Source organism: Kitasatospora sp. NPDC036993, assembly GCF_055607525.1.
This window is the reverse complement of sequence record NZ_JBVJRP010000001.1, coordinates 529,244-544,198: the sequence shown is the minus strand read 5'-3', so window position 1 is coordinate 544,198 and position 14,955 is coordinate 529,244. Positions and strand designations below refer to the sequence as shown.

General features: G+C 72.5%; 12 protein-coding genes and 4 tRNA genes. 7 read left to right on the top strand and 9 right to left on the bottom strand.

The genetic code is table 11. The annotated features are described in order from the left end of the window. The 5 genes from ACZ7C5_RS02570 to crcB (ACZ7C5_RS02550) form a co-directional block, all read right to left on the bottom strand. The coding region (locus tag ACZ7C5_RS02570) for a DEAD/DEAH box helicase (protein WP_470321741.1) at positions 1-1,958 on the bottom strand (1,958 nt) is incomplete at its 3' end. A 195-nt stretch (positions 1,959-2,153) separates the two neighbouring features. Then, positions 2,154-2,837: a hypothetical protein gene (locus tag ACZ7C5_RS02565; RefSeq protein WP_401089000.1), complete on the bottom strand. Its 684-nt coding sequence runs from the start codon at positions 2,835-2,837 to the stop codon at positions 2,154-2,156. Positions 2,838-3,082: 245 nt separating this feature from the next. Then, complete coding sequence (gene crcB, locus ACZ7C5_RS02560) at positions 3,083-3,457, bottom strand: fluoride efflux transporter CrcB (RefSeq protein WP_401089002.1); 375 nt, start codon at positions 3,455-3,457, stop codon at positions 3,083-3,085. After that, complete coding sequence (locus ACZ7C5_RS02555; protein ID WP_401089003.1) at positions 3,454-3,828, bottom strand: DUF190 domain-containing protein; 375 nt, start codon at positions 3,826-3,828, stop codon at positions 3,454-3,456. The genes crcB (ACZ7C5_RS02560) and ACZ7C5_RS02555 overlap by 4 nt, the downstream gene beginning before the upstream one ends. Beyond that, positions 3,825-4,388: a fluoride efflux transporter CrcB gene (crcB, locus tag ACZ7C5_RS02550; protein ID WP_470321740.1), complete on the bottom strand. Its 564-nt coding sequence runs from the start codon at positions 4,386-4,388 to the stop codon at positions 3,825-3,827. Before crcB (ACZ7C5_RS02550) ends, ACZ7C5_RS02555 begins: the two co-directional genes overlap by 4 nt. A gap of 70 nt (positions 4,389-4,458) precedes the next feature. On the opposite strand from crcB (ACZ7C5_RS02550), the gene ACZ7C5_RS02545 reads away from it, so the two are divergent. The 5 genes from ACZ7C5_RS02545 (at position 4,459) to ACZ7C5_RS02525 (ending at position 5,509) form a co-directional block, all read left to right on the top strand. Continuing rightward, the gene (locus ACZ7C5_RS02545; protein WP_188295177.1) at positions 4,459-4,800 is read left to right on the top strand and encodes a metallopeptidase family protein; all 342 of its coding nucleotides are present in this window, start codon (positions 4,459-4,461) and stop codon (positions 4,798-4,800) included. A 112-nt stretch (positions 4,801-4,912) separates the two neighbouring features. Further along, positions 4,913-4,985 (top strand) — tRNA-Glu (locus ACZ7C5_RS02540). A gap of 56 nt (positions 4,986-5,041) precedes the next feature. Then, positions 5,042-5,115 (top strand) — tRNA-Asp (locus ACZ7C5_RS02535). Positions 5,116-5,142: 27 nt separating this feature from the next. After that, a tRNA-Phe gene (locus ACZ7C5_RS02530) sits at positions 5,143-5,216 on the top strand. Between the two features lie 89 nt (positions 5,217-5,305). After that, positions 5,306-5,509 (top strand): hypothetical protein, encoded by a 204-nt coding sequence (locus ACZ7C5_RS02525; protein WP_470321739.1) that lies wholly within the window; start codon positions 5,306-5,308, stop codon positions 5,507-5,509. A gap of 136 nt (positions 5,510-5,645) precedes the next feature. Here the strand turns inward: ACZ7C5_RS02525 and ACZ7C5_RS02520 are convergent, their stop codons facing one another. The 3 genes from ACZ7C5_RS02520 to ACZ7C5_RS02510 all read right to left on the bottom strand — a co-directional run bounded on the left by ACZ7C5_RS02520 (position 5,646) and on the right by ACZ7C5_RS02510 (position 9,671). Continuing rightward, on the bottom strand, positions 5,646-8,072 hold the full coding sequence (locus ACZ7C5_RS02520; RefSeq protein ID WP_401089017.1) for a helicase-associated domain-containing protein: 2,427 nt from the start codon (positions 8,070-8,072) through the stop codon (positions 5,646-5,648). A 187-nt stretch (positions 8,073-8,259) separates the two neighbouring features. Next, positions 8,260-9,156, bottom strand: coding sequence for a hypothetical protein (locus tag ACZ7C5_RS02515; RefSeq protein ID WP_401089019.1), 897 nt, complete (start codon positions 9,154-9,156; stop codon positions 8,260-8,262). Then, positions 9,153-9,671 (bottom strand): SigE family RNA polymerase sigma factor, encoded by a 519-nt coding sequence (locus ACZ7C5_RS02510; RefSeq protein ID WP_401089021.1) that lies wholly within the window; start codon positions 9,669-9,671, stop codon positions 9,153-9,155. The genes ACZ7C5_RS02515 and ACZ7C5_RS02510 overlap by 4 nt, the downstream gene beginning before the upstream one ends. 140 nt (positions 9,672-9,811) lie before the next feature. On the opposite strand from ACZ7C5_RS02510, the gene hrpA reads away from it, so the two are divergent. Both hrpA and ACZ7C5_RS02500 read left to right on the top strand, forming a co-directional pair. Then, positions 9,812-13,810: an ATP-dependent RNA helicase HrpA gene (hrpA, locus tag ACZ7C5_RS02505; RefSeq protein WP_470321738.1), complete on the top strand. Its 3,999-nt coding sequence runs from the start codon at positions 9,812-9,814 to the stop codon at positions 13,808-13,810. A gap of 145 nt (positions 13,811-13,955) precedes the next feature. Then, positions 13,956-14,029 (top strand) — tRNA-Asp (locus tag ACZ7C5_RS02500). A gap of 379 nt (positions 14,030-14,408) precedes the next feature. Here the strand turns inward: ACZ7C5_RS02500 and bldC are convergent. Further along, entirely contained in the window at positions 14,409-14,615 is a 207-nt protein-coding gene (bldC, locus tag ACZ7C5_RS02495; protein ID WP_014137253.1) for a developmental transcriptional regulator BldC, read from the bottom strand. Positions 14,616-14,955: the final 340 nt, after the last annotated feature.

The following is a 14,955-nucleotide window of genomic DNA, read 5'->3' as shown; positions in this document are numbered from 1 at the left end:
TCACGACCGGCACCGCCACCGAAGCCACCACGGTCACGGTTGAAACCGCCGCGGTCGTCACGGTCACGGCCACCGCCGAAGCCACCGGAACGGCCGCCGCGGTCGTCACGGTCACGACCGGCACCGCCACCGAAGCCACCACGGTCACGGTTGAAACCGCCGCGGTCGTCACGGTCACGGCCACCGCCGAAGCCACCGGAACGGCCACCGCGGTCGTCACGGTCACGACCGGCACCGCCACCGAAGCCACCCGAACGGCGGTCGTCACGGTCACGGTCACGGCCACCGCCGAAGCCACCGGAACGGCCACCGCGGTCGTCACGGTCACGGTCACGGTCACGGCCGGAGGCCGGACGCTCGCTGCGGGCCTCACGGTAGGAGGAGGTGCGCTCCTCGGTCTGCGCCGCGGCGGGGGCCTCGGCGGCCGGAGTGGCCTCGGCGGCCTCGCCGGACTCCTCCGAAGCGGCCGGCGCCTCGTCCTCGATGCCCAGCTCGGCGCGCTCGCGCGCGGCCCGGGCGGCCAGGCGGTCGGCCTCCTCGCGCAGCTCGTTGGCGCGGCGCTGCGCGCGCTCCAGCTGGCGGGTCATGTCGGCGAGCTCGCGCTCGGCGGCACCGGCGATGCCGGCCGCGCTCTCGGCCTGGACCTCGATCAGCGAGCGGGCGCCGGTGATCTTGGCGACCTCGGCGTCGAAGGCGTGGTCGAGGATGTGGCGCGAGGCGTCCACGCCCGCGTCCTCCATCAGGCGGAACACGCCACGGCGCTGGTGCGGCAGCACCAGGGTGACGACGGCGCCGGAGCGGCCGGCCCGCGCGGTGCGGCCGGAGCGGTGCAGGTAGTCCTTGTGGTCGCCGGCCGGGTCCACGTTGAGGACCAGGTCGATGCCGTCGACGTGGATGCCGCGGGCGGCGACGTCGGTGGCGACGACGACGTTGACGTAGCCGTCCTTGAAGTCGCCGAGGACGCGGGTACGGGCGCCCTGGGTCATGCCGCCGTGCAGCGCGTCGGCCTTCACGCCGGCCTCGATGAGCTGCTCGGCGACGCGGTCGGCGCCCATCTGGGTGCGGACGAAGATGATCGTGCGGCCCTTGCGGGCGGCGATCGCGTTGGTGATCGGCGCCTTGTCCTTGGGCTTCACCACGAGGATGTGGTGGGTCATGGTGGTGACCGCGCCGGCCGACGGGTCGACCTCGTGGGTGACCGGGTTCTTCAGGTAGCGCTTGACCAGGGTGTCGATCTCGTTCTCCAGGGTGGCGGAGAACAGCAGGCGCTGGCCGCCGGCCGGCACCTGGTCGAGGATCTCGGTGACCTCGGGCAGGAAGCCCATGTCGGCCATCTGGTCGGCCTCGTCGAGCACGACGGTCTTGACGTCGCCGAGCTTGGCACTGCCACGGTTCAGCAGGTCACGCAGTCGGCCGGGGGTGGCGACGAGGACGTCGACGCCGCGCTCCAGCGCGTAGATCTGGTTCGACATCGAGGTGCCGCCGCAGACGACCTTGAGCTTGAGGCCGAGCACCGAGCCGAACGGCTCCAGGGCGTCGGCCACCTGCATGGCCAGCTCGCGGGTCGGGACCAGGATCAGGCCCCGCGGGTGCTTGGGCTTGGTGCGCTCGCCGTCGGCGAGGCGGGTCAGCAGCGGCAGGCCGAAGCTGAGGGTCTTGCCGGAGCCGGTGCGGCCTCGGCCCAGCACGTCCTTGCCGGCCAGGGCGTCCGGGATGGTCGCGGCCTGGATCGGGAACGGGGTGGTGACGCCGCGCTTGGCGAGGGCGCGCACGACGTCGTCGTGCAGGCCCAGGTCGCCGAAGGTGATGGTGGGCTCGGCGGCCGCCTCCTCGGTGGCCTCCACGGCCTCGGCGATCACCTCGTCCGCGGCGGTGTCGATGGTGTCGGTGGTGTCGGCGACATCGGCGGCGGCCTCGTCCGCGGGCATGGCGAAGCGGGCGTCGTCAATGAGAGACATGCAAAACCTTCCGGAAGTGGCACGCGCCAAAGTCCGGGGTTCTGTTTCACAACCGCCTCTATGCGGTCAGCCACGGATCGCCGGAACGCGCCAAGGGCGCCAGATGGGATTAGGGCGCCAGTCAAATGGATCAAACGAACGATCTACCACCATAGACGAACCTGGGGATCGGAGGCAAATTCCCTGACCATCCTCCTAATGTCCGCCCGCCCGGGGGCTGGGGGCCGAGGAACCGGAGCTGTCCGGGGACGGGTCGGGGGCCGGCGGGACGGTCGCCGCGGGCGAGCTGTGCTCGGGCGCCGGGGTGCTCGACGGGTGGCTGCTCGGGGTGGTCGAGGGCGTCCCGGCCGAGGCGCCGCCGGAGCGGCCCTCCCCGGTGCCGCCCGCCCCGCCGGTGCCGCCGGAGCCCGCCGTGCCACCGGTCCCGGCCGGCCCGCCGCCCTGGTGCGGCACCGGACTGGTGTTCACACCGCCCGCCGTACCGCCGCCGGGCCCGCCCTCGGGAGCGCCCGACCCCGGCACCGGGACCACCCCGGCCACCGTGCCGCTCGCCCCCGGCACCGCCTCGCCCGGCGCCGCGGCGGTGGCCCCGCCCGACCCGCTCTCGCCCTGGAGGCCCCCCGGCCGCTCGGGGCGCCCCGGGGGCCCGCCCTGGTGCCCGGCCCCCGGCGAGGCCGAGGGCCCGCCGGTCACCCCCGGCCTGGGCGCCGGACCGACCTGCCCGACCGGCGCCACGCCGTGCTTCTCCTCCGCCGCGGGACCGACCGACATGCACCCGGTCAGCCCGAGCCCGGCCACCGTCAGCAGCGCCGCCGCCCGTACCGCGCGCGAGCGCGGGACCGCCGCCGCCCACCCCGGAGCCGTACGCGCGCCGGCCATCCGTACCCGCACCACCCGTACTGCCCGCACCGCCCGTGCCGCCGCCCGTACCGAAGCCACTGAGGTCCCTCTCTACCGCCCCACCCGGGCCGCCCACTCACGCGCGACCGCTTTCGGTGCCCAACGCGCGCCCGGCCCGGCGGGACACGGGCGGGACGCAAGCTCGCCCCGGCGACGCGGGCGCCACGGGCGGCGCGGACGGCCCGGAAGCCCGCCGGGGCGGACCGCCCGGGCCCGGCGTCCGGTCAGCCCCAGAACGCCGAGGCCAGCTCCGCCCCCGCGTACACGGCGGCCAGCCCGGCCGCCACGCTGCCGGCCACGTTGGCCAGCGCGTACCGCCCGGCGCCGGTCTCGGCCAGCCGCAAGGTCTCGTACGAGAAGGTCGAGTAGGTGGTCAGCGCCCCGCACAGTCCGGTGCCCAGCAGCAGCTGGACCTTCGAGGAGGCCGCGCCCGAGGCCACCGCGCCGGTCACCAGCCCGAGGATCAGACAGCCGGCCACGTTCACCGTGAAGGTCCCCCACGGGAACACCGAGTCGTGCCGGGACTGCACCGCCCGGTCGGTCAGGTAGCGCAGCGGTGCGCCGACCGCCGCGCCCGCCACCACCAGCAGCCAGTTCACCGCGCCGCCTCCCCCGGGCCCCGGTCCGGGCCGGGCTCCCGCCCCGCGTAGGTCACGACCTCGCAGCGGTCCAGCAGCACCAGACCCTCCGCCACCAGCCCGTCCAGCTGCGGCAGGAACGCCCGCACCCGCTCCTCCTCGTCCACGATCACCACCGCCACCGGCAGGTCCTCGCTCAGCGACAGCAGCCGCGTGGTGTGCACCAGCGACGAGGCGCCGAAGCCCTCGATCCCCCGGAACACACTCGCCCCGGCCAGCCCGGCCGCCCGGGCCCGGTGCACGATCTCGCTGTACAGCGGGCGGTGGTGCCACCGGTCGCTCTCCCCGGTCAGCACGGTCAGCCGCAGCGCCGGCCCGCTCAGCCGGCTCACCGCGCACCCCGCCCTGCGCCGCGGCGACCGGCCGCGTCCCGCCCTGCGCCGCGCCGCAGGGCCCGGTGGACCAGCCGCCGGGTCAGCCCGGCCGCCGCCCACACCCCGACCAGCGCGCCCAGCAGGGTCAGCCCCAGGTACACCAGGGCGGGCCCCGGCCGGCCGCCCTCCAGCAGGCGCCGGAGGTCCACCGCGTACGTCGAGAAGGTGGTGAACCCGCCCAGCACCCCGGTGCCGAAGAACGGCCGCACCAGCGGATGCGCCTGCCGCCCCTCGGTGATCACCACCAGGAACACCCCGATCACCGCGCAGCCGGCCACGTTGACCAGCAGCGTCGTCCACGGGAAGGCCGTCGGCCCGGTCTGCCAGCCGAGCCCGGCCGCGTACCGCGCGGTCGCCCCGATCGCCCCGCCCACCGCGACCACCGCCACCGCGGGCCCCTGCCCGCGCAGCACCGGCGGCCGGCGCCCGGCCGGCGCCACGACCGGCGGCACCGTCCGGGCCGGACCGCCCGCGGTGTCGCCCGCGGCGCCGTCCAAGGCGTCCTCCGAGGTCGTCATAGCCCCATCAAACACCGGGCTCCGTCACCTGGCACACCGTCACCCGACACCCGACAATGATCCGGTGGAGATGACCCGGGAAGAGTTCGAGATGCTGGTCAGCGACGCCCTCGACCAGATCCCCCCGCAGCTCGCGGCCATGATGGACAACGTCGCGATCTTCGTCGAGGACGAACCCGACCCCAGCGATCCCGAACTCCTCGGCCTCTACGAGGGCACCCCGCTCACCGAGCGCGGCGAGTGGTACGCGGGCGTCCTGCCCGACCGCATCCTGATCTACCGCGGCCCCACCCTGCGCCACTGCGAGACCCGCGAGCAGGTGGTCGAGGAGGTCCGCACCACGGTCATCCACGAGGTCGCCCACCACTTCGGTTTTGACGACCACGAGCTGGACGAGCTGGGCTGGTCCTGACCCCCCGGAGACCCCGCCGCCCACTCGGCCGAAACCCGTTTTGGCGATCCGCCCTGCATCCCATATGCTTCTCGACGTCCCCGAGCGCTGGAAACAGCGGGACAGGCCGCAAGCCCTCATCGTCTAGTGGCCCAGGACGCCGCCCTTTCAAGGCGGTAGCACGGGTTCGAATCCCGTTGGGGGCACGCAGTACCCGTAGTAAAGTGCAGTAACGCAAGACCTGAGTGGTTCGCCACTTCCAGGTCCCGTGGAGCAGTTGGTTAGCTCGCCACCCTGTCAAGGTGGAGGTCGCGGGTTCAAGTCCCGTCGGGATCGCTCGTCTCGCAAGAGACGGTGCAGTACGGCCAGGTAGCTCAGTTGGTACGAGCGTCCGCCTGAAAAGCGGAAGGTCGCCGGTTCGACCCCGGCCCTGGCCACAAACAGGAAGCCCCCGCAGCGAATTCGCTGCGGGGGCTTCTTCGTGTCCTCCGATACCCTCCACCCCCGGCAAGTACGTGCCGTAGACGTGACGGAGGACGTGTTCTGGCCCTGCGTCCTGGACGGCACGCTTCCCGATCGAGGCGCGCCCGAGCCGCCACGCGAGGCGCTTCCCGTAGATCTGGTCCACCTGCTGATCAACCGCGTCGGACTCTCCGAGGACCAGGTCGCCGAGCTGGACAAGGCCCAGGCGATCGCGCGACTCCAGCAGTTCTGGACCGAGGGCCACTGACACGCTGCCGTCGCTGCCGATTCAACGCGCCCAGCGTGCCGAGCTCCGACCTCGGGCCTGGGAACTCCGAGGCGACTTCACCGCCGCGACGCGGTGCGCATCGCCCTGCCTGGGCGTTTGGAGCGATTCCCCTTGGTCACCGGCCGGCCAGCATCGCGCCCGCCAGCGCCTGCGCGGTGCCCGGTCCCTTGCCGTGGCGCGGTCGTGCTCCGGACAGTGACGGCATGCGCCGGGGAGCGCGTTCCCGGCGGGCCTTCTCGATGACCGTCGTCCCGGTCTCCGCCTCCAGCACGGGGGCGTAGCCTGCGGCCCTGAGCGCGGCAAGGGTCGCCTCGGGCTCGGCCGTGCTGATCAGCACCGTCGGCGCGATCCGTCGCAGCCCGAGCCTGGACAGCGCACGGGCCGCGGCGAGTTCCGACACCAGTGCCTCGTCGTCGGAGCGGATGCAGCAGGCGGAGCGCACCACCCGCATCCGGCCGTGGGTCCGCGCGGTGTCCTTGATCAGGTACTCCAGGGGCTGCGGAAGCGGCCGCCCGCCCTCGGAGACGTCGGCCAGCCGGGCCAGCAGGTCGGCGGCGTCCCATCCCGAGTCCAGCGCCCGGCGGACCGCCGCGGGGGTGATCCGCCACACCACGGCGTGGCCCTCCGACTCCCGGTCCGCGCAGGTGGACAGCAGGTCGGTCAGCTCCGGTGCGACGGCTCCGGCGACCACAGCCGTGAGGTCCGCCTGGAACCGGGCGGTGGTCCGCGGCGCGGGCAGCAGCCCGTCCAGGGCCGTGAACACCTGCCTGACCGCGTCGACCAGAGCCGGACGGTCGCGCAGCGCCGGCCCGGCGCCCGGAACGGCGGGGAAGTGGCGGTGTGCGCCCGCCCTGAGGAGCCCGAGCAGGGCGTGCCCGAGCGGAGTCAGCGCTCCGTGGGCGACGACCCCGAGCAGTTCCGCCTCCGCCAGGGTCGCCTCGACCCGCTCGGCCGCCCACGAGCCCCGGGCGAGGGCGGTCGGGCGGAACCAGGCCGCCGTGGCGACGAGACCGACGAGAGCGGTCGCCGGCTCGCGAGCGGACTTGCCGGTGGCGACTCCCTGCCCGGCCGGAAGGGTGGCCAGAGCCTCCAGAACGGCAAGGCGCAGGTCGACGGCCTCGTCGTCCTCCGGCGTGACCAGCGCGACCGGGGTCTCGTCCTCGTCCGGCCAATGGCTGAACACCTCGGGCACCACCGCCCAGGTGGCGACGAGCGGCAGCAGCCGCTGGGCGGGTGGCGCCGCCAGCCACTCGTCGTACCGCTCGGTGGGCAGCATCCGGGCGGGCGGCCGGGACTCCGGCCGGTGAGCGCGGCCCCGTCCTCTCGCCGGGGCCTCCGCTTCCTCGGCCCAGGGGGTGATCAGGTCCGCGTTGTTCGCCAGGTCGAGCCAGAGCCGGGCCTGTGCCTCCGGCATGCCGGCCGCCTTCGCCAGCCGGCGGGTGTCCCGGACCGCGATTCCGCCCGCCTTGCGCACGGCGAGCGGCTGCACGGCCAGCTGGCGGAGCATCAGCTCGATCCGGGAGGCCGTCTCGGCCAACGCCGCCTGCGCCTGGCTCTCCACCGCACCGTCCGGGATCTCCACCGTGCCCTCGACCGGGGGCGGTGCGGACTGGTAGCCCGGCGCACGGTCGTGGTCGCGCAACGCCTCGCCCACCTCGCGCGGCAGTTCCACCAGGTCCTCGTCCACCGGAAGGACCATGCCACGGGCGGCCAGCCAGTCCGTGCCGGGATCTCCCGAGCCGCTCTCCCGGAAGGTGAACTTGCCTCCGGAGCCCGGGTAGAAGCCGCCGCCGTACCGGGAGACGAAGCAGCGTGTGCGCAGCAGTGGCGGGCCCGGGACCAGGTGGTCCAGCAGGTCCAAGGCGGCCTGCGGCGCCTCGGCGACCATGGCGCGCACGCGCTTCGCGTCCCTGAGCACGTCCACGATCTGCCGCTGCGCCTCGGCCCGGGTCCGTGCCTTCGTGAACCCCAGTTCCTCCGCGATGCGGTGGATCTCCGGAGCGTTGAAGGCCTCGGTGAGCAGATGCTCGGCGGGCCGGCCGTAACTGCCGCCTTCGTCCGCCTGACGGTGGACCAGGATCGGAACGACGACCCTGCTTCCGGTCGAGGGCAGTACCAGGGCCCGCTCGGTCAGCCGGGACAGCGCCGCCTCGGCCGCGGACCGGCCCGCGCCGTCGAGTTGCAGGAACCGGAAGAGCTGCTCCCGGGTCACGGACCGGTCGGCGGGGTCGACCGCGGGCGCGTCGAGCCGTGGTGAACGGCCGCCGTAGCCCACGAACAGGTGATGAGCAGCCGGGACGGCCGGCAGCGGACCGTGCAACCGTTCGGCCAGAGTCCCCACAGCGACCAGTAGTTGAAGGTCCCCGAGGCCGATCTCGCTCAGCCCCAGGGCCGTCGAGGCGTCCGTCAGCAGGTGGTCGGCCAGGTCGGTCAGGTTCGTCACCCTGGCCGCGTGGGGAAGTTCGCGCTGCTCCAGCAGTTCGGTCAGCTGCTCGGGAGTACGGTCGGCCAGCCAGGTCGCGAGGCTTCGTGCGGCTTTCACCGCACCAAGCGTAGTGAGTCGCCGGCGGGGACGGGCCCGGAGGGTTGAAATCCGTCGCAGCGGGCCGGGCAGGTGCCGGTGATCGTCGCGGAGCACCGCCGGCCGCCGCCGGTGGGGAGGCCGCGCCCGAGTAGGATCGGCCGCCGGGCGGCGGGCTCGGTTCCGTCGAGCCCGCCGCCCGGTCCGTTCAGGACGTCCTGAGCCAGTAGTCCTTGGTGAGCTCCACCGAGCCGTCCGCCTTGTAGTAGGTGACGGTCGCCGCGTCGCTGCCGGGCTTCGCGCCGACGGCGAAGTAGCGGAACGGGGAGTCCCCGACCACGACCGGCACCGCCTCGGTGGTGCCGCCGGTCTTCCAGGCGATCACGACCTTCGTCACCTCGGCGTTGACGCCGTCGATCACCACCGGCGGGACGGCCGACGGGTGGTGGAGGCCGAGCGAGGCGCCGCCGACGGCGGCCGGGAACCCGCCGGGGGCGGAGACCGCGTGCACGGAGTCGTCGGCCTGCCGACGGCCGTCCACGGTGTAGTAGTAGTTCACCTGGTCGAGGCGCGCGTCCCAGTTGGTGTCGATGTCCTGCCGGCTGACCGGCTTCACCTCCGGGTTGGCGGCGTACCGCTCCTCCCGGAGCAGCTGGGCCTGCTTGAGGGCGTCCTGCTTGCTGGAGGTGGTCGGCCACAGCGCGGCCCAGGCCTGCCAGGTGTGGCCGCTCGCGGTGCCTTCGGCGACCTTGACCCGCACGGGCTTGAACGGGTCCCGGTCGGCGGCGGACGCGCCCGCGCCGGCCGCGGCGGCGGGAGCCGCCACTGTGGTGGCCGGGCTGGAGGCCGCCACCACCACGGTCGAGACGGCCTGCCGGCCGCGTTCGCCGATCACCGCCGCACCGCCGGCCACCCCGACGACCAGGGCCGCCGCCAACCCCGCGGTCAGCAGCCGCCGACGCCGCAGCCGCCGCCGGCCCCCGGCGACCAGCCGGTCGTACGGGACCGCCTCGATCTCGACGCTCTCGGCCAGGTCGCCCAGCGCCCGCACGGCCGCCCGGTCCTCCCCGCTCTCAGCGCTCCCTGGCAGGAACTCGTTGCTCATCTTGCTCCTCCGATGCTCGTCAGTCCGATGAGTGAGGAGGCGCCGCGGAGCTTGGCCAGCCCCCTGGCCGCCTGGCTCTTCACCGTCCCGACCGAGCACCCCATGGCCGCCGCGGTCTGGGTCTCGGTGAGGTCCTCCCAGTACCGCAGCACCACCGCCTGGCGCTGGCGCGGCGGCAGGGTGGCGAGCGCGGTGAGCAGCACGGCCCGGTCGTCCGGGTCCGCGCCGGCCGGCGCGGCCCGGTCGGGGACGGCGGTGACCGGGTACTCGACGAGCCGGCGCCGGAACTTCCTGGCGTGCTCGTTGATCACGATCCGGCGCACGTAGGCGTACGGGTCGTCGGCCGCCCGCACCCTGGTCCAGGCCGCGTACGCCCGTTCCAGCGCCTGCTGGACCAGGTCCTCGGCCCCGTGCCGGTCTCCCGCGAGCAGGTAGGCCGTCCTGAGCAGCCGCGACCACGCGCTGCCGACGAACGCCCGGAACTCCTCGTCCCTGGCGGTCTTGTGGGCTCCCATGAGCACCTCCTCACCCCCCAGAGCCCGGGACCGGCACGGACCGTTGCCCGGCGTTCGCGATTCGCCTCCGTCGGCTGTGACACTGGAGGGGCTCGAAAACCGAGGTGCGCTCCGCCGTGCCTCCTTGCGAACCTAGAGGGATGCCCGCAGTGAGTTCTCCCGCAGTCCAGTCCGCCACCGTACCCGCCGTGGGGCCCGGAATCGGTGCGCTGGCCGCCCGTCTGCCCGAGCTGACCCTGCGCGACCAGGTGCGGATCGGGCGCCGGCTGGAGGGGGCCCGCAGGGTCCGCAAGCCCGAGGCCCGGCAGAAGGTCGCCGACGAGATCGCCGCCGACATCGAACGCGCCGAGCTGCTGGTCGAGCAGCGCCGCGGCGCCGTTCCGGCCATCAGCTATCCCGCCGAGCTGCCGGTCAGCCAGAAGAAGGACGAGATCCTGGCGGCGATCCGGGACCACCAGGTGGTGATCGTCGCGGGCGAGACCGGCTCCGGCAAGACCACCCAGATCCCGAAGATCTGCCTGGAGCTGGGCCGCGGCGTGCGCGGCCTGGTCGGCCACACCCAGCCGCGCCGGATCGCCGCCCGCACGGTGGCCGAGCGGGTCGCGGAGGAGCTGGACAGCCCGCTCGGCGAGGCGGTCGGCTGGAAGGTCCGGTTCACCGACCAGGTCGGCCGGGACACCCTGGTCAAGCTGATGACGGACGGCATCCTGCTGGCGGAGATCCAGACCGACCGCGATCTGCACCAGTACGACACCCTGATCATCGACGAGGCGCACGAGCGCAGCCTCAACATCGACTTCATCCTCGGCTACCTCAAGCAGCTGCTCCCCCGCCGCCCCGACCTCAAGGTCGTGATCACCTCCGCGACCATCGACCCGGAGCGCTTCGCCCGGCACTTCGGCGACGCCCCGATCGTCGAGGTCTCCGGCCGCACCTACCCGGTCGAGGTCCGCTACCGGCCGGTGGTCGACGAGGCCGACGACGAGGACGCGACCGATGCCGACCGCGACCGCGACCAGGTCCAGGCGATCTGCGACGCCGCCGAGGAGCTCCAGGCCGAGGGTCCGGGCGACATCCTGGTCTTCCTCTCCGGCGAACGCGAGATCCGCGACACCGCCGACGCCCTCGGCAAGCTCAAGCTGAAGAACACCGAGATCCTGCCGCTGTACGCCCGGCTCAGCTCGGCCGAGCAGCACAAGGTCTTCCAGCGCTCGCGCAGCCGCCGGATCGTGCTGGCCACCAACGTGGCCGAGACCTCGCTGACCGTCCCCGGCATCAAGTACGTGATCGACCCGGGCACCGCCCGGATCTCCCGCTACAGCCACCGCACCAAGGTGCAGCGGCTGCCGATCGAGGCCATCAGCCAGGCCAGCGCCAACCAGCGCAAGGGTCGCTGCGGCCGCACCTCGGACGGCATCTGCATCCGGCTCTACTCGGAGGAGGACTTCCTCTCCCGCCCCGAGTTCACCGACGCCGAGATCCTGCGCACCAACCTGGCCTCGGTGATCCTCCAGATGACCGCGGCCGGCCTCGGCGACATCGCCGCCTTCCCGTTCCTGGACCCGCCGGACTCGCGCAACATCAAGGACGGCGTCCACCTGCTGCACGAGCTGGGCGCGCTGGACCCGGAGGAGAAGGACCCGCGCAAGCGCCTGACCCAGCTCGGCCGCAAGCTCGCCCAGCTCCCGGTGGACCCGCGGATGGCCCGCATGGTGCTGGAGGCCGACCGCAACGGCTGCGTCCGCGACGTCATGGTGATCGCCGCCGCGCTCTCCATCCAGGACCCGCGCGAGCGCCCGGCCGAGAAGCGCCAGGCCGCCGACGAGCGGCACCGCCGGTTCAACTCGGAGACCTCCGACTTCCTCGCCTACCTGTCGATGTGGCGCTACGTCCGGGAGCAGCAGCGGGAGCTCTCCTCCTCGGCGTTCCGCCGGATGTGCAAGGCCGAGTTCCTCAACTACCTGCGGATACGGGAGTGGCAGGACATCTACGTCCAGCTGCGCACCGTCGCCAAGCAGCTGGGCGTCACGGTCGAGGAGGATCCCGTCCGGACCGACGGTCACGAAGGGGAGCCGGACGCCGACCGGATCCACCAGTCGCTGCTGGCCGGCCTGCTCTCCCACATCGGCCTGTTCGACGTGGAGAAGCGCGAGTACGGCGGCGCGCGCGGCGCCCGCTTCGCGGTCTTCCCCGGCTCGGGCCTGTTCAAGAAGCCGCCGCGCTGGGTGATGTCGGCCGAGCTGGTGGAGACCTCCCGGCTCTGGGCGCGGATCAACGCCAGGATCGAGCCGGAGTGGGTCGAGCCGCTGGCCGGCCACCTGATCAAGCGCAGCTACAGCGAGCCGCACTGGGAGAAGAAGGCCGGCGCGGTGCTGGCGTACGAGAAGGTGACCCTCTACGGGATGCCGGTCGTCGCCCAGCGCAAGGTCAACTACGGGAAGATCGACCAGGAGCTCTGCCGCGAGCTGTTCATCCGCAACGCGCTGGTCGAGGGCGACTGGGAGACCCACCACAGGTTCTTCGCGGAGAACCGCAAGCTGCTCGGCGAGGTCGAGGAGCTGGAGAACCGGGCCCGCCGCCGGGACATCATGGTGGACGACCAGACCCTGTTCGACTTCTACGACGCCCGGCTGCCCGAGGAGGTCGTCTCCACCCGGCACTTCGACTCCTGGTGGAAGAAGGCCAGGCACGAGCAGCCCGACCTGCTGAACTTCGAGAAGTCGATGCTGATCAACGACGCCGCGGGCGGCGTCACCGAGGCCGACTACCCGGACCACTGGCAGCAGGGCAAGCTCCGCTTCACGCTGACCTACCAGTTCGAGCCGGGCAGCGACGCGGACGGCGTGACGGTGCACATCCCGCTGCCGGTGCTCAACCAGGTCACCGCGGAGGGCTTCGACTGGCAGATCCCCGGCCTGCGGGAGGAACTGGTCACCGCGTACATCAAGTCGCTGCCGAAGGCGATCCGGCGCAACTTCGTCCCCGCCCCCGACTTCGCCAGGGCGGCGCTGCGCGCGGTGAAGGACCGCCAGGAGCCGCTGCTCCCGGCCCTGGAGCACGCCCTGAAGCGCCTGACGGCCGTCACCGTGCCACCGGAGGCCTGGGACGACGAACGGGTGCCCGACCACCTCAGGGTGACCTTCCGGGTGGTGGACGGGCGCCGCAAGCTCGCCGAGTCCAAGGACCTGGAGGAGCTGCGGCTGAAGCTCAAGCCCAAGCTCAAGGAGACGCTCTCCTCGGCCGCCTCCGGCCAGGGCATCGAGCAGAGCGGGCTGACCGCCTGGCCGGCCTCGCTGCCGGTGCTCCAGCGCACCTTCGAGCAGCGCTCGCGCGGCCACGCGATGCGCGCCTACCCGGCCCTGGTGGACGAGGGCCAGTCGGTCGGCGTCAAGCTGTTCGACACCCCGCAGGCGCAGTCGCAGTCGATGTGGGAGGGGACGCGCCGGCTGCTGACGCTGACCACCACCTCCCCGGCCAAGTCGATCCAGGGCCGGCTGGGCAACCAGGCGAAGCTGGCGCTCTCGCACAGCCCGCACGGCTCGGTCGGCGCCCTGTTCGAGGACGTCGTGGCGGCCGCGACGGACCGGCTGATGACCCTGGCCGGCGGCCCGGCCTGGGACGAGGCGGCGTTCGGCAAGCTGCACGACAAGGTGCGCGCCGACCTGTACGACCTGTCCGCGGACACCACGCTGAAGACGGCCACCTCGCTGATCGCCTTCCACAAGGCCTCGACCCGGCTGAAGTCGGTGAGCAGCCCGGTGCTGCTGAACGCGGTGAACGACGTCCGGCTGCACCTGGCCTCGCTGGTGTACCCGGGCTTCGTGACCGCCACCGGCTGGCAGCGGCTGCCGGACCTCAAGCGCTACCTGCTGGCGGTGGACCGCCGCCTGGAGGCGCTGCCCAACCACCCGCAGCGGGACGCCCAGCACCTGCTGAAGGTGCAGCAGGTGCAGCAGGCGTACGGGGAGCTGCTGGCGGCGGTGCCGGCCGGGCACCAGCCGTCCGCGGAGGTGCGGGCGATCCGCTGGATGATCGAGGAGCTGCGGGTCAGCTTCTTCGCCCAGTCGCTGGGCACACCGAGCCCGGTCTCGGAGAAGCGGATCATGAAGGCGATGGAGGCGGCGCGGGCGGCGCTCTGACCCGGGCGCCGCTCGCCCCGCCCGGTGTGTGGCCGTGTGAGCTGCGGCGGGCCTTCGGGAGCCGGTTCGACCTGAGGGCCCACCATGGGCTAGAGTCTGTCTTGTTCGCAGCGCGGCAAGCGAGTGAACGAGATCAGAAAACTCTGGTCCCGTGGAGCAGTTGGTTAGCTCGCCACCCTGTCAAGGTGGAGGTCGCGGGTTCAAGTCCCGTCGGGATCGCCGCAACGCGAGAGGCCCGGAACCGTCAGGTTCCGGGCCTCTCGCTTTTGACCGTTCGGCCCTTTACCCCGACTAGGTCTAGACCACAAGCGACGGGCCGCGTGACGGTCGTCACGCGGGCCTCCTCGGTGCACCCCTCCCGAAGACCCCTCCAGAACCACGTTAATTTAATATGTAAAATTGTACAGGTATTCACTGTAAATCCCCCCCGCCCCACTCGCATCAAATCGTTATCCGGAGTTCAACATTCCGACCACTCGGCCGACCCGAACGCCTCCGGTGAGCGCGACAACGGGTCCGATGGCGGGCACGACAAAGGGGCCGCTTACCGGACCCGGCGGAGTCCGGTAAGCGGCCCCTTTGAAGAGCCTTCGGCCTATCAGGCCTCAGTGCGCTGAGCGGGAATCCCGGCCAGCAGAGCGCGCACCTCCGCCTCACGGTAACGGCGGTGACCGCCGAGCGTGCGAATCGACGTCAGCTTGCCTGCCTTGGCCCAGCGAGTGACCGTCTTCGGGTCCACGCGGAACATGGTGGCAACCTCTGCCGGCGTCAGCAGCGGCTCAGCATCAGGGGTACGAGCGGTCATGAGCGGCCTCCTCGGGAGAACCGAACCAGGGCGGTTCTATCCTTCAAATTCTGCACCTTGGCCCGCGATGCCCGAAATGGCATAGACGGGCCGAGTCGGTTATAGGACGAACGGCTTGTCCTGGTGTCTACAACTACACCATCCGTCCAGCCCTATCGACCAAACCGCCAAAATTGACCCCTCACGGGTTCAAGGCCGACGGATGGCGATGGACCACCCCATAGCGGACAGTCACGCTGTGATGACATCCGGTTACAGGGGGACCAGACCCTCCGTTTCCCCGCAAAGCACGCATCGACTCCAGAACCACCCAAAAGTGGGCACGCTCACGTGAAGTTGG